Source organism: Neorhizobium sp. T7_12 (assembly GCF_002968535.1).
GTDB lineage: Bacteria > Pseudomonadota > Alphaproteobacteria > Rhizobiales > Rhizobiaceae > Neorhizobium > Neorhizobium tomejilense.
In genome coordinates, this window is record NZ_PVBK01000031.1 from 23,279 (window position 1) to 46,792 (window position 23,514).

The following is a 23,514-nucleotide window of genomic DNA, read 5'->3' on the forward strand; positions in this document are numbered from 1 at the left end:
CGCGATCACTTCTTGACGTCGAGCGCGTGGCGACCGAAATCCGGCGCGTCGACGTCCTGGCCGGCCTGGACGATCGAGCGGCGGATGGCGCGGGTGCGGGTGAAGAGTTCGAACAGCTTGTCGCCCTCGCCCCAGCGGATCGCCCGCTGCAGATAGGCGAGGTCCTCCGAAAACCGCGCCAGCATTTCCAGGATCGCATCCTTGTTGTGCAGGCAGACGTCCCGCCACATGGTGGGATCTGACGCAGCAAGGCGGGTGAAATCGCGAAAACCGGAGGCGGAATATTTGATCACTTCCGCGTCGGTCACCGTTTCGAGATCGTCCGCCGTGCCGACGATGTTGTAGGCGATGATGTGCGGCAGGTGGGAGACGATCGCCAGCACTTTATCGTGGTGTTGCGGGTCCATTTCGTCGATGCGCGAGCCGAGCGCCATCCAGAAGGATTTCAGCTTGTCGAGCGCGACCGTATCCGTCTCCGGGAGCGGCGTGAAGATGCACCAGCGATCCCGAAACAGGCCGACAAAACCGGCGTCCGGGCCGGATTTTTCGGTGCCCGCCAGCGGATGGCCCGGGATGAAATGCACGCCTTCCGGCATATGCGGCGCCATCTGCGCGATGACGGAGGCCTTGGTGGAGCCGACATCCGTGACAATCGCGCCAGCCTTCAGGCTGCCGGCGATCTGCTTTGCAACCGCTTCCGATGCGCCGACCGGCACCGAGACGATGACCAGATCGGCATCCTTCACCGCGTCCGCGGCTGAGGAGACGTAATGCGTGCCGAGCGCCAGTTCTTCGGCACGCTTGAGCGTTTCAGCGCTGCGCGTGGAAATCACCACCTCGCCGGCGAGGCCCAGTTCCTTGACGTCCCGTGCGATCGAGGAGCCGATCAGGCCGATGCCGATCAACGCGATCCTGTCGAAAAGCAGCGTGCTCATGCGCTTTTGCCCATAAATTCGCCGAGCGTCTCAATGACGCCGCGATTGGCCTCTTCCGAGCCGATCGTCATGCGCAGCGCGTTCGGAAAACCGTAACCGCGGACGGCGCGAAGGATGTAACCGCGGCTGGTGAGGAAGGCGTCCGCTTCCGGCGCCCGCTTGCCGTCGACATCCGGAAAATGGATGAGCACGAAATTGGCGACCGAGGGCGTCACCTTGAGGCCGACCGTCTCCAGCGCATGGGTGAGTTTGCCCTGCCAGAGATTGTTGTGCTCGACGGCCTTTTCGACGAAAGCCTGGTCGCGGATGGCGGCGGCACCCGCGGCAATCGCCGGGGCGTTCATGTTGAACGGGCCGCGCACACGGTTCAGGGCGTCGAGAATGCCGGCCGGGCCGTACATCCAGCCGATGCGTAGCGCCGCAAGCCCGTAGACCTTGGAGAAGGTACGGGTCATCACGACGTTCCTGTTGGACGACACCAGCTCGAGGCCGGCTTCGTAGTCGTTCTTGCGCACATATTCCGCGTAGGCCGCGTCGAGCACGAGTATGACGCTCTTCGGCAGGCCGGCATGCAGGCGGCGGATATCGGCGACCGGGACATAGGTGCCGGTCGGATTGCCGGGATTGGCGATGAACACCATCTTCGTCTTGTCGGTGACGGCGGCAAGGATCGCATCGACATCAACGGTGCAATCCTTCTCCTTCACCTCGACCGCCTTGGCGCCGGCGCCCATGATCTGGATCTTGTAGACGAGGAAACCATGCTCGGTGATGATCGCTTCGTCGCCGGTGCCGAGATAGACGTGGCAAAGCAGGCCCAGCAGCTCGTCCGAGCCGTTGCCGCACATGATGTTTGCGACATTGAGCCCGTGCACCGAGGCGATCGCCTCGCGCAGCGCCATCGCCTGACCGTCAGGATAAAGTTCGAGATTGCCGGCCGCCTGTTTGAAAGCTTCGATCGCCTTCGGGCTGGCGCCGAGTGGCGTCTCGTTGGACGAAAGCTTGAAGACGCGCGCTACGCCCGGAGCATGTTCCTTGCCGGGCACATAGGCGGCGATATCCAGAATGCCGGGACGCGGAACGGGCTCACTCGTGACGATGCTCATCGGATCAACCTTTTTGGAAAGCCTTAAACGGCGGGTGTGATCCAGTGGGATTAAAGCCGAATTTCTGCTTTGTCGAGTGGTGAGGATTGGTCGGCGCAGCCGACGAAACGATCCAGTGAATCGTTTCGAATGACGAACGCCCCGAGCCAAGCGAAGGGCAGGACTATCGCTTCTTCACCGGGTCCGCGTCGTCGGCACGCCCCGCGGCGCCAGCACCGGCACGAAGACGCGCCGGGAGGCGCGCGCCGCGACCGGGAGGCCCTGGTAGAGCCGCTTCTGGGCCTCCACCACGATGACCCCGGAAAAGACCGGCCAGAAGCGCCGGCCCAGGCGCTCGAAGGCCTGGCGCAGCTTCAGCACGGCGCGGATCTTCGACGGCGGGAAGAACAGTGCCTCGGCGCTGGCGCCCGGCGTAAAGTTGGTTTCGCGCAGCAGCGAGGTGAGCTGCCCGCGCGAATACGGCCGGCCGGAGCCGAACGGCGTGTGTTCCATGCGCGCCCAGACGCCGCGCCGGTTTGGCACGACGATGACCAGCCGCCCGCCGGGCGCCAGCACCCGCCAGAGTTCCTTCAGGGTCTCCCGCGGATTCTCGGCAAATTCCAGCGAATGCACCATCAGTACGCGGTCGACGGAAGAGTCCGGCAGCGGCAGTTCCTCGTCGAAGACGAGAGCGGTCGAGGAAAGCTCGCTGACCGGCCAGTTCACCGCCCCCTGCCCCGCCGGCATGAAGGCGAAGGTGCGTTCCGTATCGGCGCGGAAACGGTCGAGATAGGGCACGGCATAACCGAGGCCCACCAGCCGCTCCTCCGGCAGCCGCGCCCAGAGCGACGACAGCGCGAACGTAATCGACTGCTCGGCAAGGTGGCCGAGGGGCGAGTGATAGAATTCGCGAAGATCGACGATATCCGTATGCATGCGTAATTTGGTACCAGACGGTGGTTGGACTTCAAGGGACCAGTCTCTACATTCTGACGCAAAACACTTTCAGCAATGGGGTTATGTTATGAGACCACTGGAACTCGAAGTTTTTTCATGCCGCAGCGATAATTACGGCGTTCTCGTGCACGATCCGGAAAGCGGCCTGACGGCCTCGATCGATGCGCCGGAGGAAAAGCCGATCCTCGAGGCGGCGGACCGCCGCGGCTGGAAGATCACCCACATCTTCACCACCCACCACCACGGCGACCACGTCGAAGCCAACCTGGCGCTCAAGGAAAAGTTCGGGCTGGAGATCATCGGCCCGTTCAACGAAGCGGTTGCTATTCCCGGCCTCGACAGGACCATGGCGGATGGTGACGAGTTCCAGTTCGGCGATCATCTCGTCTGCGTCCTCGAGACGCCGGGCCACACGGCCGGCCATATCTGCTACCATTTCCCCGACGACAAGATCCTGTTCGCGGCAGACACGCTGTTTGCGCTCGGCTGCGGCCGACTGTTCGAACGCCCGGCGGCCGACATGTGGCATTCGCTGCAGAAACTCGCCGTTCTGCCTGACGAGACGGCCGTCTATTTCGGTCACGAATACACGCTTTCGAACGCGAAGTTCGCGCTGAGCGTCGATCCGAACAACGGGCGTCTGCAGGCGCGCGCGAGCGAGATCGAAGCGCAACGCGCGGCCGGCCGGTTCACCATTCCGACGACGATCGGGCTGGAGAAGGAGACCAATCCCTTCCTGCGCGCATCGGACCCGGCCATCCGCCGCAACCTCCTGATGGAGAGCAAATCCAACGAGGAAGTGTTTGCCGAAATCCGCAAGCGCAAGGATAATTTCTGAATGACGCCAGAGAAGATCATCACCACGCTCGGCATGCAGCGGCATCCGGAGGGCGGCTGGTATGTCGAGACATTTCGGGACGCCGAAGGCGGCACGCGCGGCCATTCGACGGCGATTTATTACCTGTTGGAAGCCGGCGAACGCTCCCATTGGCATCGGGTTCGCGACGCGGCCGAGACCTGGCATTTCTATGCCGGTGATGCGTTGCTGCTGCGGATTTCCAACGGCGAGACGGTCGAAGAGGTGAGGCTCGGAACAGACCTTGCCACAGGAGAACGGCCGCAAGCCGTGGTCCCGGCCGACGCCTGGCAATCAGCGGAACCGCTTGGCCGCTTCACGCTGGTCGGCTGCACGGTCGCACCCGGCTTTCAGTTTTCGAGCTTCGAGATGGCGCCGCCCGGCTGGGAGCCGTCACCTAGGCCGAAGGAAGCCCGGCAATCGCCAATGTAAAGATCAGCTGCGCCGCGAAGTAAGTGCCCCACACGAACGGCTTCAACCTCGCCATGACAGGTGCATCCGGCTTGACCAGGAATTTCTGGATCGCCAGTGCAGTGTCGGACATGACGAACAGCACAGCGCCGGCCGCGGGCAGGATCGGCTTCACCGCCAGCGCCGAAAGCGCCATGGCGACGATCGCGATCCCGTAGGCGGCGACGGGGATGGCAAGCCGTCCGGCAGGTCGCCACAGCATGAACAACGTCATGCCCGTCAGCACCACGAAGATCCATGCCGCCGTATAACGCCAGGCGGAGGTGAAAAGCAGGCTCGGTTCTATCGATGGCCAGAACAGCGCCGCATAGGCAATATGCAAAGCGAGGAAGGCCGCGAGCCCGGCGACGAAGGCTGGCTCTCCCTCGTAGGCGAGGCAGGTGTCTCCGAGTGCACCCAGCGCCAGCGCTGCGATCAACAGCGCCGGGGCGCCGGAAAGACCGGCGTAGAGCACAAGCAGCAAGACCGGTAAGGTCTTCAGCACCGCGCGAAGATGGCCCGCCGGTCTTTTCAACCAGCGGAAATAATGGATCGCAAGCGCGATCGAGGCGGCAAGCACCGCCCACAACAACAGATACATCTTTTCCCCCCACGTCCCCGACCCTTAAGGAACGCCTATTCGGCCACGGCTTCCGCAATCGGCTTTGGCCGGAACATATCCCGCGCCGCCAGCACCGCCCCTCCGGTGATCAGCAGGCAGGCAAGCAGGATGTTCCAATTCGCTTCGGCAAAACCCGATGCGACCAGGATCAGCGTCGACAGCAGCGGCGCCGCATAACTGGCCGCGCCGATGATCTGGATATCGCCGTTCTTGACACCGTAGTCCCAGGCATAGAAGGCCGCGCCGACCGGCAGCAGGCCAAGCCCGACGACCGCCGCCCACTCGCCGCCATCGGCTGGCCAGACGGTCGTCTCCAGCGCCAGATGGCAGATCAGCGACAGCAGCGAGGTACCGAGGCAGAAGCCGGTGACGACATCGGTCGAAACCCGGTCGAAGCGCCGCGTCAGCAGCGAATAACCGGACCAAGTGAAAGCGCAGAGAAAGGCGGCGCCATAACCCATGAGATAAGCGTCGTCGAAGGCAAGTCCGTTGCGGGAAACGATGGCGATCGTGCCGCAGAGCCCGGCGACAGCGCCAGCCACGTGATACCAGCGCAGCTTCTCGCCCGGCAGCAGGGCTGAACCGACGACGATGAACAGCGGCCAGAGATAGGCGATCAGCCCGGCCTCGACCGCCGGCGCATTCCGGAGCGCCGTGAAATAGAGAAAATGATAGCCGAACAGGCCGCCGATCCCGGTGATCCAGACTTTCGGCGGCTGTTTCAGGAGCGCGATACGCTCGGGCCTGACAATAAAAAGCACGATGCCAGGCAGGCTGCCGATCGCGAACGTCATCGCGCTCATCTGGAAAGGCGGCACTTTTCCGGATGCAGCCGTCATCAGGGCCAGCAACGACCACATCAGGATCGCCGTAAAACCGATCAACGTCCCCCGGATTTTCACCCCTGCCCCCTTGGGCGCCCGGACGGGCGCTTTAGTCAGCCGCCATATTTGACGGCCGTCACATAAACCTGCCCCATCCTGGTCGGGATGACGGCATAGACCGGAGCATATACATTTACCGACTGCGCCTTGGCAAACCAGATTTCCATCGGCGTCTTGCGCAGGTATTCGATATCGCTGCGCCCGCGCTTGAAGCCCGATCTCGGAAGGTAGCGGATCGAACAGACGATCGCCTCGCCCTTGAAGCCGTCGGTCGAAAACGGCCTGGTGCCCTTCGGCGTCAACACCAGGTCCATGCGCGACTCACCGTCGTAGATCGGCAGCCGGCTGGGGCAGACCTTGGCGTCGCCCGGGAAGATGAGGCCACTCAACGGGTCCAGTACGGCACGCAGGTCCTTTTCGGTCACCGGAATCCAGGTCTCCGGATTGCGGGTCGGCTCGGGCTTGACCGTCGTCCCGGTAACATTGCCGTTGCGGTATTCGACATCGTAGATGCGCGTGCGTTTTCCGGCGCTGTAGACGAGGTTGTAGCGATCGGCCTGCAGCTTGTCGGCCTGCATGCGCCCGCTGACGCTGGTTTCGGCGGAGATGCGGCTGATGATGTTGACGATCCCGGCCGATTTGAACGTTCCGGTGATCTTGTAGTCGCTGCTGTTGAATTCGCTGGCAAAAGACGCCTTGGCGATCGGCAGGATCCCGAGCGAGATATTGTATTCGCTGACATGCCGGATTTCCGCCGAGCTGAGCGGATTGGCCGTGAACCCGAAGACGAGCACGAAGGCACTGACGAAACTGCCGCGAAGGTTCATGATTTTGCCCTGACCGATGAGGACGCCGAAAAGCGTCTTCCCGCAGACATATAGACGGTGCATCATGGCAAGAAAATAGCGGCTTCACGGCACTGGCGGCGGATTCTCTTAGGGTTAGGTCAAGGTTTTGGCTTGACGCGACGAGCCCCACTGACTATAGAACCGCAACTTTCCACTCAGGACCAGTTGGATCGGCGCACCGGCATTGTCCGGAAGTACCATCCGATTGCAGAAGAACAAAGGTGTATCCATGTCTCGTGTGTGCGAACTGACCGGCAAGGGCGTTCAGACCGGCAACAACGTAAGCCACGCCAACAACAAGACCCGCCGTCGGTTCCTGCCGAACCTGTGCCAGGTTACGTTGATCTCCGACGCTCTCGGCCAGCGTTATCGCCTGCGCGTCTCGGCACACGCTCTGCGCTCCGTCGAACATCGTGGCGGCCTCGACGCCTTCCTGTTGAAGTCCGATGAGACCGAACTGTCGATGCGCGCCCGCCTGCTGCGCCGCCAGATCGTCAAGAAGACCGCCGAAGTCGCTGCTGCGGCTTAGTCGGCCTGACGACCAATCATCCGGCTTTGAACAAGGCTTGAACGGGTAATACCGGCCAGGCCTTTTCTCTTGGCCTTCATAGAACTCCAACTGGTGGCATCACCCAGGATAAAAAAATGCTGAGCTCACGCTATACTTTCATCTATGCCCTGCTGATGGCGGCCGTCGTGGTCGCGTCGAACTTCCTGGTCCAGTTCCCGGTCGTCGGAACGTTCTGGGGCATCGCCCTCGGCGATCTTCTGACCTGGGGCGCCTTTATCTATCCCTTTGCCTTCCTGGTGACCGATCTCGCCAACCGGCAGTTCGGGCCTTCGATCGCCCGACGCGTCGTTCTCACAGGCTTTGTCGTCGGCGTGACGCTGTCGTTCCTGGCCTCCGCCCCGCGCATCGCCATCGCCTCGGGCACCGCCTATCTGGTCGGCCAGCTTCTCGACATCTCCGTGTTCAATCGGCTCCGCCGCCAGACCTGGTGGCGCGCGCCGCTCGCTGGCTCCCTGCTCGGTTCGGCGCTCGACACGCTGCTATTTTTCTCGCTGGCCTTCGCCCCGCTCTTCGCCTTCATCGGCCCGAACGAAGACTTCGCGATCCAGTCCGCACCGCTCCTCGGCGCGTTTGCCGCAGAAGCCCCGCGCTGGATCTCCTGGGCGCTCGGCGACCTCGTGGTCAAGATCCTGGTCGGCGTCGTTCTTCTCCTGCCCTATGGCGCCCTGATGAACGTGCTGAAGCCGATGCCGCAGGTCGCCCCGGCCCGCTGAGCTCAAGGAGCATTCCGCCTGGCATCACTGCGTCAGGCGGAATTCCAGCATCACGTTACGCTGCAGCAGATTGCCGTTGTCATCCGAAATCAGGATCAGATGCGGCTTGCCCTCCGGCCCGGTGATGACGTCGAGCCCTTCCATGTTGTCGATCGCATAGCCCATATCGGCTTCGAGAAGCACGTCGCCATCCACCGCAGCGCCTGGACGGATGCTGTCGCCCTTGATCAGGCGAATGCGCATGCCGAGGCCGCCGATGAAGCTGAAGCGGCGTTCGAGCAGCAGGAAATCGCCGTTTGGCAGAAAGGCGCCATCGGTCGCGTCGAACGGATCGTGCCGCACCACCGTGAACACGCCCTTGAGCGGCCCTTCCAGGATCGCGGCGAAAAGGTTGCCCCGGTCATCGAGGCTATGCTCGGTGACCGCGACAGGCGCCCCCTTGAGCGGACCTGTCTGAGGTGACACCGCCACCGTCTCCATGCCCGCATTCATCCGGAACTCGTGGCGGGGAATGGGTAGATCGAGGCTCTTCAGAGGCGCCGATGTTTCGAACCCCGGATCGGGATAGGCATCGACGCGGTGCAACTGCTCGAAGCCGACGATCGCCTGGCCGTCCCGCAGCGCCAGCCCCTCGGCGTCCGAATTGTATTTCGAGCCGACCCGGCCGCCACGGATGAGGATCGGATTGATAGCGAGATCGGTGAGGTTGGCGAGACGCCCCTTCGCATCCCGTTCAACGCGGCCGGTCAGCCAGGAACCGGTATCGAGCACCGACACGAACCTTTCGCCATCGGCGCGAAAGCGGATGCTCGATAGCGACTGAAGCCGGCTATCAGGTGACGAAAATTCGATCCCGCCGAGAAATTCGAGCGAACCGAAGCGCGTTTCCGACGAACCGCGCTTGAATTCAGTGATAGCCCGAGCCCTGACCGAGACATTGTCGGTGGCAGGCGCCACCGGGGAGGCGATGGCGCCGAAAAGGCCGGCGCAGACGACGAAGCGGGAAAGTTTCAAGCGGCGGACCTCAGCTGGCCCGTCGCATGCGGCCCTGCTGCCTGCCATTTTCCGCAAACAGTTCGGCAAGTTGCTCGGTCATTGCCCCGGCAAGCTCGTCCGCATCGACGATCGTCACCGCCTTGCGATAGTAGCGCGTCACGTCGTGGCCGATGCCGATCGCCAGCAACTCCACCGGCGAGCGCGTCTCGATCTGTTCGATCACGGCGCGCAGGTGCCGTTCGAGATAATTGCCGGGATTGACCGACAGCGTCGAATCGTCGACCGGCGCACCATCCGAGATCATCATCAGGATCTTGCGCTGCTCGCGACGGGCGATCAGGCGGTTATGCGCCCACATCAGCGCCTCGCCGTCGATGTTTTCCTTGAGAAGGCCTTCGCGCATCATCAGGCCGAGATTGCGGCGTGAACGGCGCCACGGCGCATCGGCGGACTTGTAGACGATATGGCGCAGGTCGTTGAGGCGGCCGGGCGTCGGCGGCTTGCCGCTCGCCAACCACTTTTCGCGCGCCTGCCCGCCCTTCCAGGCCTTGGTGGTGAAGCCGAGGATCTCGACCTTGACGCCGCAGCGCTCCAGCGTGCGGGCGAGGATATCGGCGCAGGTGGCAGCGACCGTGATTGGCCGGCCGCGCATCGAGCCGGAATTGTCGATCACCAGCGTCACGACCGTATCGCGGAATTGCGTATCCCGCTCCTTCTTGAAGGAGAGCGGCTGCATCGGATCGATGATCAGGCGCACTAGGCGGGCCGGATCGAGATACCCCTCTTCGAGATCGAAGTCCCAGGAGCGGTTCTGCTGCGCCATCAGGCGGCGCTGCAGGCGGTTGGCAAGCCGGCCGACGGCGCCCTGAAGATGAGCAAGCTGCTTGTCGAGGAAGGCCCGCAGCCGGTCGAGTTCCGCTTCGTCGCAAAGCTCTTCGGCGGTGATTTCCTCGTCGAATTCCTGGGTGAAGATCTTGTAGTCGACCTTCTCGTTGAAATCGTCGAACGGGCTGTTGGGCCGCCGGGTTTCGCCGGGTGTTTCCGAATGTTCGTCGCTGTCGTCCGACATGTCGTCGTCGGACATTTCCGCGCCGTCCATCTCGCCGTCGTCCATTTCCTCGTCGGAAGCATCGCTCTGCTCGGCAGGTGCGGCGTCGGAGCCGGCTTCTTCCTCGACCTCGTCGTTCTCGGTCTCGTTGCTGCGCGGCTGGTCATCCTGATCCGGGTTTTCCATCTCCTCCGGCTCGGCGTCCTCGTCGGCAAACTCCTCCGCCATCTGCATGGAGGTAAGTATGTGCCGCACCAGCTTGGCGAACGCCTGCTGGTCTTCGATCACGTTTCGGAGGTTGTCGAGGTCGCCGGCCGCCTTGTCCTCGATGAACGGGCGCCAGAGATCCAGCACCTTGCCCGCACTCGGCGGCGGCTTGATGCCGGTCAGCTTTTCGCGCACCAACATGGCGACCGCTTCGCCGATCGGTGCGTCTTCCTGCCGTTCGATGCCCGAAAAATTCGCCTTCGAGTATTTTTCGGCATGCATCGAACTGATGTTCGATGCCATGCCGGCCATGCGCAATGCGCCGATCGACTCGACGCGCGCCTGCTCGACGGCATCGAAGACCACGCGTGCGTCAGCACCCTGGGGCGACATGTTCGCATGCACGTTCGTATCGTGGCAGGCAATCCGCAGTGCCATGGAATCGCCGAGCCCGCGGGTGACCGCAAGCTCATGGGCGGTCGGCCGCTTGGAGATTTCCGGCAGGCGGATGCGCTCGCCGGCAAGGCCCGGACGTTCGTTTGCGAACGTAACCTCGACTTCCGCGTCACCGGCGATCGACCTCACGCAGCCGGTAATCGCCCGCCGCAACGGTTCGGTGTCGACCGGACCGCCGGATTTGGCTTTCGAATTGTCTCCGCGACCTGCCATGATCTCGTCTCCGCTCAGGCTCCGAGAACGATGTTGGCGGCACTTTCCTTCAGCTCGACACCGAAGGCGCGCTGGTACTGTTCGGCGACCAGCGTGCGTTCCAGTTCGTCGCACTTGTTGAGGAAGGTGATGCGGAAGGCGAACGCGATGTCACCGAAAATCTCGGCGTTTTCCGCCCAGGTGATGACGGTACGCGGGCTCATGACCGTCGAGAGATCGCCGTTGATGAAGGCCGAACGGGTAAGATCCGCGACGCGCACCATCTTCGACACCGTCTCGCGGCCCTCGGCCGTACGACCGAAAGACTTGACCTTGGCGGCGACGATATCGACTTCCTTCTGGTGCGGCAGATAGTTCAGCGTCGTCACGATCGACCAGCGGTCCATCTGCGCCTGGTTGATCTGCTGCGTGCCGTGATAGAGGCCGGTCGTATCGCCGAGGCCCACCGTGTTGGCGGTCGCGAAGATGCGGAATGCCGGGTGAGGACGGATGACGCGGCTCTGGTCGAGCAGGGTCAGGCGGCCGGAGGATTCGAGAACGCGCTGGATGACGAACATCACGTCCGGGCGACCGGCATCGTATTCGTCGAAGACGAGCGCGACATTGTGCTGGTAGGCCCAGGGCAGGATGCCGTCCTTGAATTCGGTGACCTGCTTGCCGTCCTTCAGCACGATCGCGTCCTTGCCGACGAGATCGATACGGCTGACATGGCTATCGAGGTTGATACGCACGCACGGCCAGTTGAGGCGTGCGGCGACCTGCTCGATATGGGTGGACTTGCCGGTGCCGTGGAAGCCGGACACCATGACACGTCGGTTATGCGCAAAGCCTGCGAGAATGGCGAGCGTCGTGTCGCGGTCGAAAAGATAGTCCGGGTCGAGATCCGGAACGTAAGGGTCGCCGCTGCTATATGCCGGAACCCTGATATCGCTGTCGATGCCGAAGACTTCCCTGACCGAAACGGTGGTATCGGGAAGGTTTGAAATATCTAGATCAATCTTACTCATCGTCTCTCCAAGGCGCGAGCCGCCGCCCGGCCGTCATCCTCACTGCCATAATTTTTACGGCTTAGCAGAAACCCGCCTGCTTCAACAACTGATATGCTTGAATGACGGCACGAAAACGTTCTTCCGAACCGCGGTCGCCGCCATTCGCATCCGGATGGTGTTTCTTGACCAGTTCCTTGTAGCGGGTCTTGATCTCCGCAGCCGACGCATTGGCCGCCAACTCCATCGTATCGAAGGCTTTGGCTTCCAGTGTCTTCAGCTTGCGCCCCTGCGTCTGGAAACGGGGCCCGGCGGCCCGCGCACTCGACACGAAGCCGAACGGATCCCTGAAGCGCTGCTGGGTGCCGGTAGCGCCGGCAGCACCTGAACGCGCCGTGGAATGAAGCGGCGCATCCTTGGCGGCCTTGTTGACGCCGACGGTCCAAGTCGGCCGATGGCCGGTGATCGCCTCTTTCTGGTACCGGGCGATCTCGCTGTCCGAGAGGCCGGAGAAATAATTATAGCCCTTGTTGTATTCCCTGACGTGCTCGAAGCAGAACAGAAAGAACTGGCCTTCCGCGTTGCGGCCCACGGGAGCGCGATGGACGCCGGGTTTGTCGCATCCGTCCCACTGGCAGGTGGGCGCTTCAGGAACAGCTTCCTGCTGCCTGTTCTTGCGCGTCCGGATGCGGTCGAAATATTTGGAATCTAGTTTCATAAGGCCCTCATTATGGGGCGACGAACAGGGCGCGGCAAGAATTGACAAAGTCCTTTCTTACTGGTTTGTGGGATGCCCCTTTTGCGTCGCAACGGAGACCGAAATGTCCGTCAAATCCCGGATCGAAATCACGCTCACCGACAATCTCGAACCGGAACGGCTGGTCGTCATCGATGAAAGCCATCAGCACGCCGGCCATCAACCCGACATCACCGGAACCGGCGAAACCCATATGCGGGTCCGCATCGTTTCGAAAAAATTTTCCGGAATGAGCCGGCTCGACCGGCATCGGACGGTGAATGCGCTGCTGAAGCCGGAACTCGACGCCGGCCTCCACGCGCTGGCGGTCGAAGCCTCGGCACCGGGCGAACCGACGCGCTGGTAGCGGGATATAGATAGGAAGAGATGGCCGATTGGCCAACGTTGAAATCGAATTCTTCTGAGGCACCTCCTCATCCGACCCTTCGGGCCACCTTCTCCCCGAGGGGAGAAGAAGATATGTCGCGACGTCTCCACTCCTCCTCTCCCCTCGGGGAGAGGGTGGCCCAGCGAAGCGGAGGTCGGGTGAGGGGGAGCCGCGGCAGATTACTCCGCCGGTAGCGTCACATCTTCCGCCGGCCGGATCCTTAGCCGCGTAATCCGGTTCTTCTCCCGCTTCATCACCGTGAAACGCTTCCCATAGAACGTGAACGCCTGCCGTTCTTCCGGGATCAGCTTCGATTCGTGGATGACGAGACCGGCGATCGTGGTTGCTTCCGCATCCGGCAGGCTCCAGTCGAGCGCGCGGTTCAGATCGCGGATCGGCACTGAGCCGTCGACAACAATTGATCCGTCCGCCTCCTGGCGCACGCCCTGGATCTCGATATCGTGCTCGTCGGCAATGTCGCCGACGATTTCCTCCAGGATGTCTTCCAGCGTGACGATACCCTGCACCTCGCCATATTCGTCAACGACGACCGCAAAGTGCCCCTTGCGGCGCAGGAAGGCGCTGAGCTGGTCCTTGAGGCTGGTGCTGTCCGGCACGAACCAGGGTTTTTGGGCGATCTTGACGATATCGAGGTTTTCGGGCTCGACATTCGGCTCGGCGAGCGCCCGAAGCAGGTCCTTGGCATGCACGACGCCGATGATGTTCTCGGTCGAGTTCCGCCAGAGCGGCATGCGCGTATAGGGGCTTTCGAGCACGGCGCGGACCGCCAGTTCCGGCGGATCGTCGGCATTGACCGCCCGCATGACCGTGCGATGCCGCATCACGTCGGAGACTTCGAGCTCCTCGAGTTCGAAGAGGCCGCTCAGCCGGTCGCGATCCTGCTTGTCGAAATTCCCCTCGCGATGAACGAGGTCGAGAGCGGCATGCAGATCGTCATGGCTGGAAAGGGCGAGCGTCTGCTCGGACAGGGAAGCGCCGAACGCGCGAAGAAGTCCGCGGATCACCGCGTTGACAGCACGCGACTTGAGGCCCTGTTTGGACGTCATTTCGGCCGCTTTTCCTCCAGGAAGCTCAAGACCTCGGACGACGGAACGTCGTTGGCGACGAAGGACTGGCCGATGCCGTGCGTCAGGATGAAGGTGAGCTTGCCGCTCTGTACCTTCTTGTCCTGCGCAATCGCGTCCAGCAGCTTTTCCGTCGGCGGCAGTTTTCCGGGAATATCGCTCATCGACGTCGGCAGGCCGACGGCTTTCAGATGGGCCGTGACCCGTGCCGCGTCGTCCGGGCTTGCAAGGTTCATGCGCGCCGAGAACTGATGCGCGAGAACCATGCCGATCGCAACGCCTTCGCCATGCACGAGGCGGCTGCTGTCATATTCGGTTGCCGCTTCCAGCGCGTGGCCGAACGTGTGGCCGAGATTGAGCAGCGCCCGGCGGCCGGTCTCGCGCTCGTCCTCGACCACCACGTCGGATTTCGCCTGGCAGCTGATCGCGATCGCCTCGATCCGCTCCGGGCCGCCCGCAAATACGGCCTTCCAGTTCTTTTCGAGCCAGGCGAAGAAATCCGGCTGGTCGATCAGCCCGTATTTCGCCACTTCCGCATAACCGGCCCGGAATTCGCGTTCGGAGAGCGAATCGAGCGCCGCGGTATCGGCGAGAACGAGGTCCGGCTGGTGGAAGACACCGAGCAGGTTCTTGCCATGGCGGGTGTTGATACCGGTCTTGCCGCCGACCGACGAATCGACCTGCGCCAGAAGCGAGGTCGGGATCTGCACGAAACGCACGCCACGCCTGACGATGCCGGCCGCAAAACCGGCCAGGTCGCCGATCACGCCGCCGCCGAGCGCGATCACCGCGTCGTTGCGCTCGATACGGGCCGAGAGCACCATGTCGGTAACGGTCGCCAGATGTTCGAAGCTCTTGGTCTTCTCGCCGGGCGGCAGCGTCAGCGAGACGGCTTCGATCCCGTCCGTCTGCAGGCTGTCCATCAGCGCTTCGAGATAAAGCGGCGCGACGTGCTCGTCGGTGACGATAGCCGCCTTGCGGCCCTTCAGCCGCGCGGTGATCTCGCCACCGGCCCGCGTGATCAGGCCAGGACCGATCAGGATGTCATAGGCCCGTTCGCCGAGCGGCACATGCACCAGACGCTCGGCGTTACGGCCCTCGGATCGGGAAGACATGTTCATTGCAATTCACCTTCGCTGGGCAATTCACTTTCGCCGGGCAGATTGGCCACAGCGGAAAGTACCTCGTTGACCATCACGTCCTTGCGGACGTTTTCGGACAGTACCGTCACATCGGCCTCGGCATAGATCGGATAACGCTGGATCATCAGATTTTCGAGCGTCTGCCTGGGGTTCTCGGTCTTCAGCAATGGCCGGTGGTCGCGTTTGTTCACCCGCTCCCACAAAACGTCGAGATCCGCCTTCAGCCAGATGGAAATGCCGCCGATCTTGATCTGGTGGCGGGTGTTCTCGTTGACGAAGGCACCGCCGCCGGTCGAAACCACGCGGGGACCGCCCCTCAGCAGCCGCTCGATGACACGGGTCTCCAACGCCCGGAACTCCACCTCACCGTAGGCGGCGAAGAGTTCGCTGATGGTCATGCGCGAAACCTTTTCGATCTCCGCATCCGTATCGATGAAGGGAATGGAAAGGGTCTGCGCCACCAGCCGGCCGATCGCCGATTTGCCGGCCCCCATCAGCCCGACGAAGATCAGGTTGCGCTTGCCGAGGACGGCGCGCGCCTTTTCGCTGAGTGGAGTTGCGACTTCTGTCATTGTCAGGTCCATTTCGAAAAACGGTATCGACAAATGCATCGGCAGCGTCAAGCCGTCGCAACCCTCAAAGAATGCGGGGGATTGTTTGTTCTTGCCGATATGTAAACCTTTATCGATATATTGCGGCGCAACTCCGGGAGTCCTTAATGCCCACCCTTTTCCGTTTCCTCTTCGTGCTGGCGGCGATCGCAGGCATCGTTTATGGAAGCATGGTGGCTCTCGTCATGCTGGTGGATCCGCGCGAGCGCGACGTGACCGTGCGCATTCCTTCCGAACGGTTGAACCCGGCAACGCCGCAACAGTAACGGCAGGTAGATGGCCGACCTTTCCCGAGCCCATATCGAAGCCTTTCTCGAGATGATGAGCGCCGAACGGGGTGCCGCCGGCAACACGCTCGTATCCTACGAACGAGATCTGGAAGATCTGCAGTCTTTCCTCGCCGCCGGCAACGTTTCGGCCTTGACGGCGCAAAGCGCCAATCTCTCGGCCTATCTCGCCCATCTCGGCGCCCAGGGTTTTGCCGCCTCGTCGCAGGCGAGAAAACTGTCGGCCATGCGGCAGTTCTACAAGTTCCTCTATGCCGAGGGCTTGCGCGGCGACGATCCGACCGCCATCCTCGACGCACCGAAAAAAGGCCGCTCGCTGCCGAAGATCATGAGCGAGGACGACGTGACGCGGCTCCTGGACCTGGCCGCGAAGGAAGCCGCCGAACCCGGACCCGATCAGCTTGCGCGTCTCAGAATGCTGGCGCTGCTCGAACTTCTCTACGCAACCGGCATGCGCGTCAGCGAGCTCGTGTCGCTGCCGGTCAAGGTTCTCGACCAGGAAGGACGTTTCCTGATCATCCGCGGCAAGGGCAACAAGGAACGGCTGGTGCCTCTATCCCGGTCGGCGATCGCGGCTCTCGGACCCTATGGCCAGGCCCGCCAGGCCTCGCTCGCCAAGACAGGCGACAGTCCCTGGCTCTTCCCGTCCGCCGGCAAGGAGGGGTATTTGCCAAGGCAGGTATTTGCCCGCGACCTCAAGGGCCTGGCGGCGCGCGCCGGACTTCGCACGGCCGCAATCTCTCCGCATGTGATGCGCCATGCCTTCGCAAGCCACCTCCTCCAGAACGGCGCGGACCTGCGCGTTGTGCAGGAACTGCTCGGCCATTCGGACATTTCCACCACTCAAATCTACACGCATGTTCTGGAAGAAAGGCTGCGAGAGCTGGTTCAAACACACCACCCTCTTGCAAAACAGGCCAAAAACCGGGATTAGAGGCCCCAAACATAAAATAGGAACTCCGTGTTCCTGAGATAAAACAACCGGAAACCGGCTCTCATGCAGACTTATCTCGATTTCGAAAAGCCAATCTCGGACCTCGAAGGCAAGATTCACGAGCTCAAAAAGCTCGCCTCCGAGGACGAAAGCATCGATACGTCCGAGGAAATCGGCAGGTTGGAGACCCGGGTCAGGGAAGCCACCCGGGAAATCTATTCCAAGCTTGGCGCCTGGGAGAAGACGCAGGTCGCGCGCCACCCGCAGCGTCCGCATTTCGTCGATTACTCCGCCCATCTCTTCACCGATTTCACGCCGCTCGCCGGCGATCGCAATTTCGGCGAGGATGCCGCCATCCAGGCAGGCCTTGCCCGCTTCAACGGCATGCCCGTCGCCGTCATCGGCCAGGAAAAGGGCCATGACACCAAGACCCGCCTTAAGCACAATTTCGGCAGCCCGCGTCCGGAAGGTTACCGCAAGGCAATCCGGATCATGGAAATGGCCGATCGCTTCCACCTGCCGGTCATCACCCTCATCGATACGGCAGGCGCCTATCCGGGCGTCGGCGCCGAGGAACGCGGCCAGGCGGAAGCCATCGCCCGCTCGACCGAAATGTGCCTGGGCCTGAAAGTGCCGATGGTCTCGGTCGTGATCGGCGAAGGCGGCTCCGGCGGCGCAATCGCGATCGCCACCGGCAACCGCGTCTATATGCTCGAACATTCGATCTATTCGGTCATTTCCCCGGAAGGCGCGGCCTCCATCCTGTGGCGCGATTCGACCCGCGCCCGCGAGGCTGCGACCAACATGAAGATCACCGCCGAAGACCTGAAGGGCCTCGGCATTATCGACGCCATTATCCCCGAACCGGTCGGCGGCGCGCATCGCGAACCGGAGGTCGTGATTGCCGCGACGGGCAAGGTCATTGCTTCGGCGCTGGAAGATCTTGGGCGGCTCTCGGGCGATGAAGTGCGGGCTGCACGCCGGCAGAAATTCCTCGATATCGGCCGCAATCTCTGATCTTCGGGCCTCCGCCACGCCAATAGCCAAATTTGGCCATATTGCTGATAACATTGGGTGCCGGGCGGTTTTGCTGGACAGGCCGGCGCAAGCGGTTAAGAATATGTAAAGATTACCGCTTTATTCATAGAAGTCCTGTACCGAATTCGTTCGTCGTTCCAAGTCTATGTGGTCCGTACCGATGCGCCTGAAACACATCGCTTTTGCTCTCCTCGTGGCAACCGCCCTGACGGGCTGCAACGATACGCTCGATTCCGCGAGCATCGATCTGAAGAGCGTCAAGAACAAGGTCGAGCAGCCCCTGCCTTCGAGCATTCTCGCCGAGATGCAGAAGAAGAACATGCCGCGCACTTCGCCGATCATGATCCGCATCCTCAAGGAAGAGGGCAAGCTGGAAGTCTGGAAGGCAAGGGCCGACAACCGCTTCGAGGTGATCAAGAGCTACGACATCTGCGCCTGGTCCGGAAAGCTCGGCCCCAAGGTCAAGGAAGGCGACCGCCAGGCTCCGGAAGGCTTCTATAACCTGACGCCGGCGCACCTGAACCCGAATTCGAAATATTACCTCGCCATCAATACCGGCTTCCCGAACCGCTACGATGCCGCCAACGGCCGCAGCGGATCGAACCTGATGATCCACGGCGCCTGCTCGTCGTCCGGCTGTTATTCGATGACCGACGAACAGGTTCTGGAAATCTACGCCTTCGCCCGCGACGCCTTCAAGGGCGGCCAGACCTCCGTGCAGCTCCAGGCTCTCCCCTTCCGGATGAACGCGGAGAACATGGCGCGCCACCGCGACAGCCAGAATTATGATTTCTGGAAAATGCTGAAGACCGGCTTCGATCATTTCGAAGTCACCAAGCGCCCGCCGGAAGTCAACGTCTGCGAAAAGAAGTATGTCTTCAACCAGCAGGTCGATAGCAACGGCACATTTGCGCCTGCCGCGGCCTGCCCGCCCATGTCCACGCCGCCGGCCCTCTCGGCTGCGCTGACCTCCTACGAAAAGACCTACCAGGTCGCCTACGCCAAGGCGCTCGAGAATTTCGACGGCAAGGTCTGGTATGAGCCGACCGAAGCCGAGCGCAAGGCCGTGGTTGCCGGCAAGCGCAAGGGCCGCGACATCGCCTATGCGCCGACCGGAACTTCCCTCGAAGCCGGCAAGCTGCTGAGCCAGTCCGAATTCCGCGACATGATGGAAAAGCGGATGGCCTCCCAGAACAAGCCGGCCAATACCATGCTTGCCTCCGCCGCGCCCGTCACGTTTCGTCCCGGCACCGCCGCCGACCGCATGAAACAGGACCGCCTGCCGGCAGCCGGCCCGATCGCCCAGAGCAATGCCGCGCAGAGCACCGGTACGGTCCCCACTGTCACAACGGCGCAGGGCACGACGACCACGGTTCCGATCCCGGCCCAGAACCCGCTCGCCTATGCGGCACCGCCGATCAGCGAGGAAAAGAAGAAGCCGTTCTGGAAGTTCTGGAGCCAGGAATGAGCTTTGAGACCGCAGGCCTCTACGATCTGAGAGGCCTGAAGTGTCCGCTGCCCGTCCTGAAGACGCGCCGCCGGCTGAAGGGCATGGAGAGCGGCGCGGAGCTTGCGATCGAAACCACCGACCCCCTCGCCGGCATCGACATCCCGCATTTCTGCAGCCAGGAAGGCCACCAACTGGTCCGCTCGGAAAAGACCGAGACGGGGCACCGTTTTTTGATCCGCAAGGGTTGAGCGGGCCTACATCCGCAGGCCGGGAACGGCGAGCGGATTGTCTTCGAGCGCAGCGCGGTCCGGCCGGTCGACGCGGGGCTGGCCCGTAAATGCCGCGAAAAGATCCGAGACGAAGGCTTCTTCCAGCCCTTGCGTGATCAGCACCATGCGCGTGCGCCGGTCCAAGCCGTCGGGCCATTTCGGCAGGCGCTGCGGCGGATGGAAGACGCTCTGCACCCCATGCAGCACCAGCGGCCGTTCCGGATTGTCGGAAAGCGCCACGATCGCCTTCATCCGAAGCAGTTTCTCGCCATGCGCCGAGCGCAACAGGTCGATGAACATCTCGATCGCCATCGGATCGATCGGCTTGTCGTGGATGATCGAGAACGAGCGGATGTCGTCGCCATGGCGGTTCACGTCATGATGATGGTGGTGATGGCCATGCCCGTGGTGTTCATGGTTATGTCCATGGCCGTGGTGATGATCATCGTGGTGGTCATGACCATGATCGCGGTGGTGATGCGCCTCGGCATCGTTCGCCAGCTCGTCATGCAGCCAGCGATCGACGTCGGCGATCTTCGTCGCCGGATCGTAGAGGCCGTTCACCAGAATGGCCGCCGTGCCGGCCGCTTCGCTGTCGCCATCGACGATCGGCGCCCGCGGGTTGAGCACCGCAAGCCGGCTTTTCAGCGCGGCCAGCTGGGAAGCGTCCGTCATTGACTGTTTGGAGATGATCAGCCGGTCGGCCACCGCCACCTGCTTCACGGCCTCCTGATGACGGTCGAGCGTCGAAACGCCGTGCACCGCATCGACCACGGTGATGACGCCGTCGAGCTCGAAATTCTGCGCGATGACCGGATTGCCCATCACCGACTGCATGACCGGCGCCGGGTCCGCAAGGCCCGTCGTTTCGATCACGACGCGGCGGATCGGCCTCAGCCGGCCAGTCTGGATACCGTCCATGATCGAGGCGAGCGAATCCACCAGCTCGCCGCGCACCGTGCAGCAGAGGCAGCCATTGGCGATCTCCAGCAAAGCGTCGCCCGAAGCTTCGACCAGGAAATTGTCGATCCCGACTTCGCCGAACTCGTTGATGATCACGGCCGTATCGCTGGTGCCCGGATCCTTGAGGATACGGTTCAGCAGCGTCGATTTACCCGCGCCGAGAAACCCGGTGAGGATGGAAACCGGAATCCGGCTGCGGGCAGAAGACATGGCCTGTTCTCGTTCAGAATGTCGGGCGCGGCTGCGGGATCGGCACGTTGGCGATCTCGTTCTTGCCCTTGGTTGAAGCGATCTGCTCGCTGCCGGGAATAAGTCCGGCAAAGCTGTAGACGGGCGGGCGGTCCATCTCGTGGATATAGGGCGAATGCTGGACAGTCCGGCCGGCATCGTCACGGGTTTCGCTGCGCACCTTGGCCGCCTGCGGATTGCAGATCGTGGCGCTGACGTCGTTGACCTCGGCCATGTCCCCATAGGGCTGCAGCGATGTCAGCGGCACGCCCTGGTTCGCCGGCGAGGTCAATCCCTGCTGCAGAAGGTTGGCGGTGTCGTCGGCGCGGCCGGCAAGGCTGTCGGACCCCAGCACCACGGAGATCACCGTGCGGCCGTCGCGCGTCGCCGAACCGACCTGATTGAAGCCGGAGGCGCAGATGAAACCGGTCTTCATTCCGTCGGCGCCATCGAAACGGCCGATCAGCGTATTGAAGTTCGGATATTGCTTGGCGCCGGTATCGATGCCCTCGAGCGAAAAATAGCTCTGATATTCCGGAAAATCCTGCTTCAGGCGCAGCGTCAGCAGCGCAAGATCGCGCGCTGTCGAATACTGGCCCTTGCCGGGCAGGCCATGGGGGTTGATATAGCGCGTCGAGGTCATCCCGAGCGCCTGGGCCTGGCTGTTCATCATCGCCACGAACTGGTCGAGCGAACCGCCGACCGTCTCGGCGACCGCGACCGCCACGTCGTTGGCCGACTTGACGAGCAGGATTTTCAAGGCGCTGTCCATGGTGAGCTTGGAGCCCGGCTTGAAATACATCTTGCTCGCCGGCTGATCGGTCGCCTTCTTGCTCATCACGATAGGCGTATCGAGCGTAAGCCTGCCGGACTTCAACGCCTTGAAGGTGACGTATGCGGTCATCAGCTTGGTCAGCGAGGCCGGATACCATTTCAGAAACGCGTCCTCATGGGCGATCACCTTACCGGTCCGGGCGTCGATCACCATCTTGGGATTGGCCGCGGCGCTTCCTGCGGATACGAAAAGCCCAATGGCCGTAACGGCAGAAATCAGCCGGGTGGCGGACACGGATCGGAGGCTTGAAGTCGGCAAGGGTGTCCCTCGTTGTTGCGGCTTTAACGAGTGTGGCGCATATGCGGCCTATGTGGCCAAGCAATGGCAAAGAAGATTGATTACGTCAATCATGACAGGCACACTCCGGGCGGGAGGACTTGTCATAACCGCGTGACCAGCCAGCAACAGGGAACATTATGCCGATTTTGAACCGAGCCGCCGAACTTCAGGGCGAAGTCAGCGAGTGGCGACGATATCTTCATGAAAATCCCGAGATTCTTTACGAGGTCGAGAACACCGCCTCCTTTGTGGAACAGAAGCTGAAGGAATTCGGCGTCGACGAAGTCGTACCGGGCATCGGCCGTACCGGCGTCGTCGGCATCATTCGCGGAAAGGGGCCGGGCGGCCGCACGATCGGGCTGCGCGCCGATATGGACGCGCTGCCGCTCACCGAAATCACCGGCAAACCCTGGGCTTCGAAGGTCCCCGGCAAGATGCACGCCTGCGGCCATGACGGGCACACGTCGATGCTCCTGGGTGCGGCGAAATACCTCACCGAAACCCGCAATTTCAACGGTACCGTGGCGCTGATCTTCCAGCCCGCCGAAGAGGGCGGCGCCGGTGCGCTGGCGATGGTCGACGACGGCATGATGGAGCGTTTCGGCATCGAGGAAGTCTACGGCATGCACAACATGCCCGGCATTCCGCTCGGCCAGTTCGCCATCCGCAAGGGCGGCATCATGGCGGCGCCCGACCGCTTCACCATCACCATCAAGGGCCGCGGCGGCCATGCGGCCCAGCCGCACAGGACCATCGACCCGATCTTCATCGGCTCGCAGCTGGTCGGCAGCCTGCAGGCGATCGCCGCCCGTAACGCGGACCCGGTCCGCTCGGTCGTCATTTCGGTGACCCGTTTCGACGCCGGCACCGCCTATAACATCATCCCCGACCAGGCGACGCTCTGGGGCACGGTCCGGACGCTCAGCGAGGAGAACCGCGATCTTGCCGAAAACCGCATCCGCCAGATCGTCGAAGGCATCGTCAGCGCCCACGGCGCCGAGGCCGAGATCGATTATTACCGCCAGTGTCCGGTCACCTTCAACCACGACCTGGAGACCGACCACGCGATCGGCGTCGCGACGGAAGTGGTCGGCGCCTCCAACGTCGACACCAATGTCGATCCGACCATGGCCGGCGAGGATTTCGCCTTCATGCTGAAACGCCGCCCCGGCGCCTTCATCTTCATCGGCAACGGCGACACGGCAGCGCTGCACAACCCGCATTACGATTTCGACGACGAGGCGATTTCCTACGGCATTTCCTACTGGGTTCGGCTCGCCGAACAGCGGTTGACGGAATGAGGAGAGGAAAAGGCTTGGCTAAACGCCTCGCCTTTTGTATGGAATTCCTAACGTGGTCCCATAGCTCAGCAGGATAGAGCGCAGGATTCCTAATCCTGAGGCCGATGGTTCGAATCCATCTGGGATCACCACCCTCGTTTA

Annotated in this window: 25 protein-coding genes, 1 tRNA gene and 1 pseudogene; 12 read left to right on the forward strand and 15 right to left on the reverse strand. The window is 62.3% G+C overall.

Annotation, left to right across the window (positions count from 1 at the left end; genetic code table 11):
* Positions 1 to 5: 5 nt before the first annotated feature.
* The 3 genes from C5J26_RS31230 to C5J26_RS31240 form a co-directional block, all read right to left on the reverse strand.
* Positions 6 to 935 carry a prephenate/arogenate dehydrogenase family protein gene (locus C5J26_RS31230; RefSeq protein ID WP_105405309.1) on the reverse strand — a complete coding sequence of 310 codons (930 nt, stop codon included), beginning with the start codon at positions 933 to 935 and terminating at the stop codon, positions 6 to 8.
* A complete protein-coding gene (gene hisC / locus C5J26_RS31235) occupies positions 932 to 2,041 on the reverse strand; it encodes a histidinol-phosphate transaminase (protein ID WP_105405310.1) in 1,110 nt (369 codons plus the stop codon). The genes C5J26_RS31230 and hisC overlap by 4 nt, the downstream gene beginning before the upstream one ends.
* Positions 2,042 to 2,215: 174 nt before the next feature.
* Complete coding sequence (locus C5J26_RS31240) at positions 2,216 to 2,956, reverse strand: class I SAM-dependent methyltransferase (protein WP_105405311.1); 741 nt, start codon at positions 2,954 to 2,956, stop codon at positions 2,216 to 2,218.
* An 88-nt stretch (positions 2,957 to 3,044) separates the two neighbouring features.
* Here C5J26_RS31240 and gloB point away from each other — a divergent pair, with 88 nt between their 5' ends.
* A complete protein-coding gene (gloB, locus tag C5J26_RS31245; protein WP_105405312.1) occupies positions 3,045 to 3,815 on the forward strand; it encodes a hydroxyacylglutathione hydrolase in 771 nt (256 codons plus the stop codon).
* Entirely contained in the window at positions 3,816 to 4,265 is a 450-nt protein-coding gene (locus tag C5J26_RS31250; protein WP_105405313.1) for a cupin domain-containing protein, read from the forward strand.
* Here the strand turns inward: C5J26_RS31250 and C5J26_RS31255 are convergent.
* Genes C5J26_RS31255 through C5J26_RS31265 form a run of 3 tightly spaced genes read right to left on the reverse strand, consistent with a single transcriptional unit; the run spans position 4,231 to position 6,616 of the window.
* On the reverse strand, positions 4,231 to 4,884 hold the full coding sequence (locus C5J26_RS31255) for a lysoplasmalogenase family protein (RefSeq protein WP_105405314.1): 654 nt from the start codon (positions 4,882 to 4,884) through the stop codon (positions 4,231 to 4,233). The two genes, C5J26_RS31250 and C5J26_RS31255, sit on opposite strands and share 35 nt — an antisense overlap.
* A gap of 35 nt (positions 4,885 to 4,919) precedes the next feature.
* Positions 4,920 to 5,807, reverse strand: coding sequence for a DMT family transporter (locus C5J26_RS31260; RefSeq protein ID WP_105405315.1), 888 nt, complete (start codon positions 5,805 to 5,807; stop codon positions 4,920 to 4,922).
* Between the two features lie 35 nt (positions 5,808 to 5,842).
* Entirely contained in the window at positions 5,843 to 6,616 is a 774-nt protein-coding gene (locus C5J26_RS31265) for a DUF3108 domain-containing protein (RefSeq protein WP_105405328.1), read from the reverse strand.
* Positions 6,617 to 6,866: 250 nt separating this feature from the next.
* On the opposite strand from C5J26_RS31265, the gene rpmB reads away from it, so the two are divergent.
* A complete protein-coding gene (gene rpmB / locus C5J26_RS31270) occupies positions 6,867 to 7,166 on the forward strand; it encodes a 50S ribosomal protein L28 (RefSeq protein WP_037081685.1) in 300 nt (99 codons plus the stop codon).
* Positions 7,167 to 7,282: 116 nt separating this feature from the next.
* Positions 7,283 to 7,921 carry a queuosine precursor transporter gene (locus C5J26_RS31275; RefSeq protein WP_105405316.1) on the forward strand — a complete coding sequence of 213 codons (639 nt, stop codon included), beginning with the start codon at positions 7,283 to 7,285 and terminating at the stop codon, positions 7,919 to 7,921.
* A 24-nt stretch (positions 7,922 to 7,945) separates the two neighbouring features.
* On the opposite strand, the gene C5J26_RS31280 is transcribed toward C5J26_RS31275, so the two are convergent.
* The 4 genes from C5J26_RS31280 to C5J26_RS31295 form a co-directional block, all read right to left on the reverse strand.
* A complete protein-coding gene (locus C5J26_RS31280) occupies positions 7,946 to 8,935 on the reverse strand; it encodes an esterase-like activity of phytase family protein (RefSeq protein ID WP_245441341.1) in 990 nt (329 codons plus the stop codon).
* Positions 8,936 to 8,945: 10 nt separating this feature from the next.
* Entirely contained in the window at positions 8,946 to 10,841 is a 1,896-nt protein-coding gene (gene cobT, locus C5J26_RS31285) for a cobaltochelatase subunit CobT (protein WP_105405318.1), read from the reverse strand.
* Positions 10,842 to 10,855: 14 nt separating this feature from the next.
* Entirely contained in the window at positions 10,856 to 11,848 is a 993-nt protein-coding gene (gene cobS, locus C5J26_RS31290; protein ID WP_038546380.1) for a cobaltochelatase subunit CobS, read from the reverse strand.
* Between the two features lie 61 nt (positions 11,849 to 11,909).
* Entirely contained in the window at positions 11,910 to 12,545 is a 636-nt protein-coding gene (locus tag C5J26_RS31295) for a J domain-containing protein (protein ID WP_105405319.1), read from the reverse strand.
* A gap of 103 nt (positions 12,546 to 12,648) precedes the next feature.
* Between C5J26_RS31295 and C5J26_RS31300 the strand changes: the two genes are divergently transcribed.
* Entirely contained in the window at positions 12,649 to 12,930 is a 282-nt protein-coding gene (locus tag C5J26_RS31300; RefSeq protein ID WP_007753730.1) for a BolA family transcriptional regulator, read from the forward strand.
* 200 nt (positions 12,931 to 13,130) lie between these two features.
* On the opposite strand, the pseudogene C5J26_RS31305 reads toward C5J26_RS31300, so the two are convergent.
* From C5J26_RS31305 to C5J26_RS31315, 3 genes and pseudogenes are all read right to left on the reverse strand, one after another.
* Positions 13,131 to 14,003, reverse strand: a pseudogene (locus tag C5J26_RS31305) (HlyC/CorC family transporter); the annotation flags it as partial.
* A gap of 11 nt (positions 14,004 to 14,014) precedes the next feature.
* Positions 14,015 to 15,157, reverse strand: coding sequence for a 3-dehydroquinate synthase (aroB, locus tag C5J26_RS31310; protein ID WP_206051243.1), 1,143 nt, complete (start codon positions 15,155 to 15,157; stop codon positions 14,015 to 14,017).
* Positions 15,154 to 15,762 (reverse strand): shikimate kinase, encoded by a 609-nt coding sequence (locus C5J26_RS31315; protein ID WP_105405330.1) that lies wholly within the window; start codon positions 15,760 to 15,762, stop codon positions 15,154 to 15,156. Before C5J26_RS31315 ends, aroB begins: the two co-directional genes overlap by 4 nt.
* Positions 15,763 to 15,896: 134 nt before the next feature.
* Between C5J26_RS31315 and C5J26_RS31320 the strand changes: the two genes are divergently transcribed.
* From C5J26_RS31320 to C5J26_RS31340, 5 genes are all read left to right on the forward strand, one after another.
* On the forward strand, positions 15,897 to 16,055 hold the full coding sequence (locus C5J26_RS31320; protein ID WP_037081678.1) for a hypothetical protein: 159 nt from the start codon (positions 15,897 to 15,899) through the stop codon (positions 16,053 to 16,055).
* 10 nt (positions 16,056 to 16,065) lie between these two features.
* Positions 16,066 to 17,010, forward strand: coding sequence for a site-specific tyrosine recombinase XerD (gene xerD, locus C5J26_RS31325; protein WP_105405321.1), 945 nt, complete (start codon positions 16,066 to 16,068; stop codon positions 17,008 to 17,010).
* A 63-nt stretch (positions 17,011 to 17,073) separates the two neighbouring features.
* Complete coding sequence (locus C5J26_RS31330) at positions 17,074 to 18,027, forward strand: acetyl-CoA carboxylase carboxyltransferase subunit alpha (RefSeq protein WP_105405322.1); 954 nt, start codon at positions 17,074 to 17,076, stop codon at positions 18,025 to 18,027.
* Between the two features lie 181 nt (positions 18,028 to 18,208).
* On the forward strand, positions 18,209 to 19,516 hold the full coding sequence (locus C5J26_RS31335) for a murein L,D-transpeptidase family protein (protein WP_105405323.1): 1,308 nt from the start codon (positions 18,209 to 18,211) through the stop codon (positions 19,514 to 19,516).
* Positions 19,513 to 19,746, forward strand: a complete 234-nt coding sequence (locus C5J26_RS31340; RefSeq protein WP_105405324.1) for a sulfurtransferase TusA family protein — start codon at positions 19,513 to 19,515, stop codon at positions 19,744 to 19,746. Before C5J26_RS31335 ends, C5J26_RS31340 begins: the two co-directional genes overlap by 4 nt.
* A 6-nt stretch (positions 19,747 to 19,752) precedes the next feature.
* Here the strand turns inward: C5J26_RS31340 and C5J26_RS31345 are convergent, their stop codons facing one another.
* Together C5J26_RS31345 and C5J26_RS31350 are read right to left on the reverse strand one after the other, a co-directional pair.
* Positions 19,753 to 20,940 carry a GTP-binding protein gene (locus C5J26_RS31345; protein WP_105405325.1) on the reverse strand — a complete coding sequence of 396 codons (1,188 nt, stop codon included), beginning with the start codon at positions 20,938 to 20,940 and terminating at the stop codon, positions 19,753 to 19,755.
* A gap of 13 nt (positions 20,941 to 20,953) precedes the next feature.
* Positions 20,954 to 22,051 carry a D-alanyl-D-alanine carboxypeptidase family protein gene (locus C5J26_RS31350; protein WP_046637196.1) on the reverse strand — a complete coding sequence of 366 codons (1,098 nt, stop codon included), beginning with the start codon at positions 22,049 to 22,051 and terminating at the stop codon, positions 20,954 to 20,956.
* A 158-nt stretch (positions 22,052 to 22,209) separates the two neighbouring features.
* Here C5J26_RS31350 and C5J26_RS31355 point away from each other — a divergent pair, with 158 nt between their 5' ends.
* Positions 22,210 to 23,373, forward strand: a complete 1,164-nt coding sequence (locus C5J26_RS31355; RefSeq protein ID WP_105405326.1) for a M20 aminoacylase family protein — start codon at positions 22,210 to 22,212, stop codon at positions 23,371 to 23,373.
* A 54-nt stretch (positions 23,374 to 23,427) separates the two neighbouring features.
* Positions 23,428 to 23,504 (forward strand) — tRNA-Arg (locus C5J26_RS31360).
* Positions 23,505 to 23,514 lie beyond the last annotated feature (10 nt).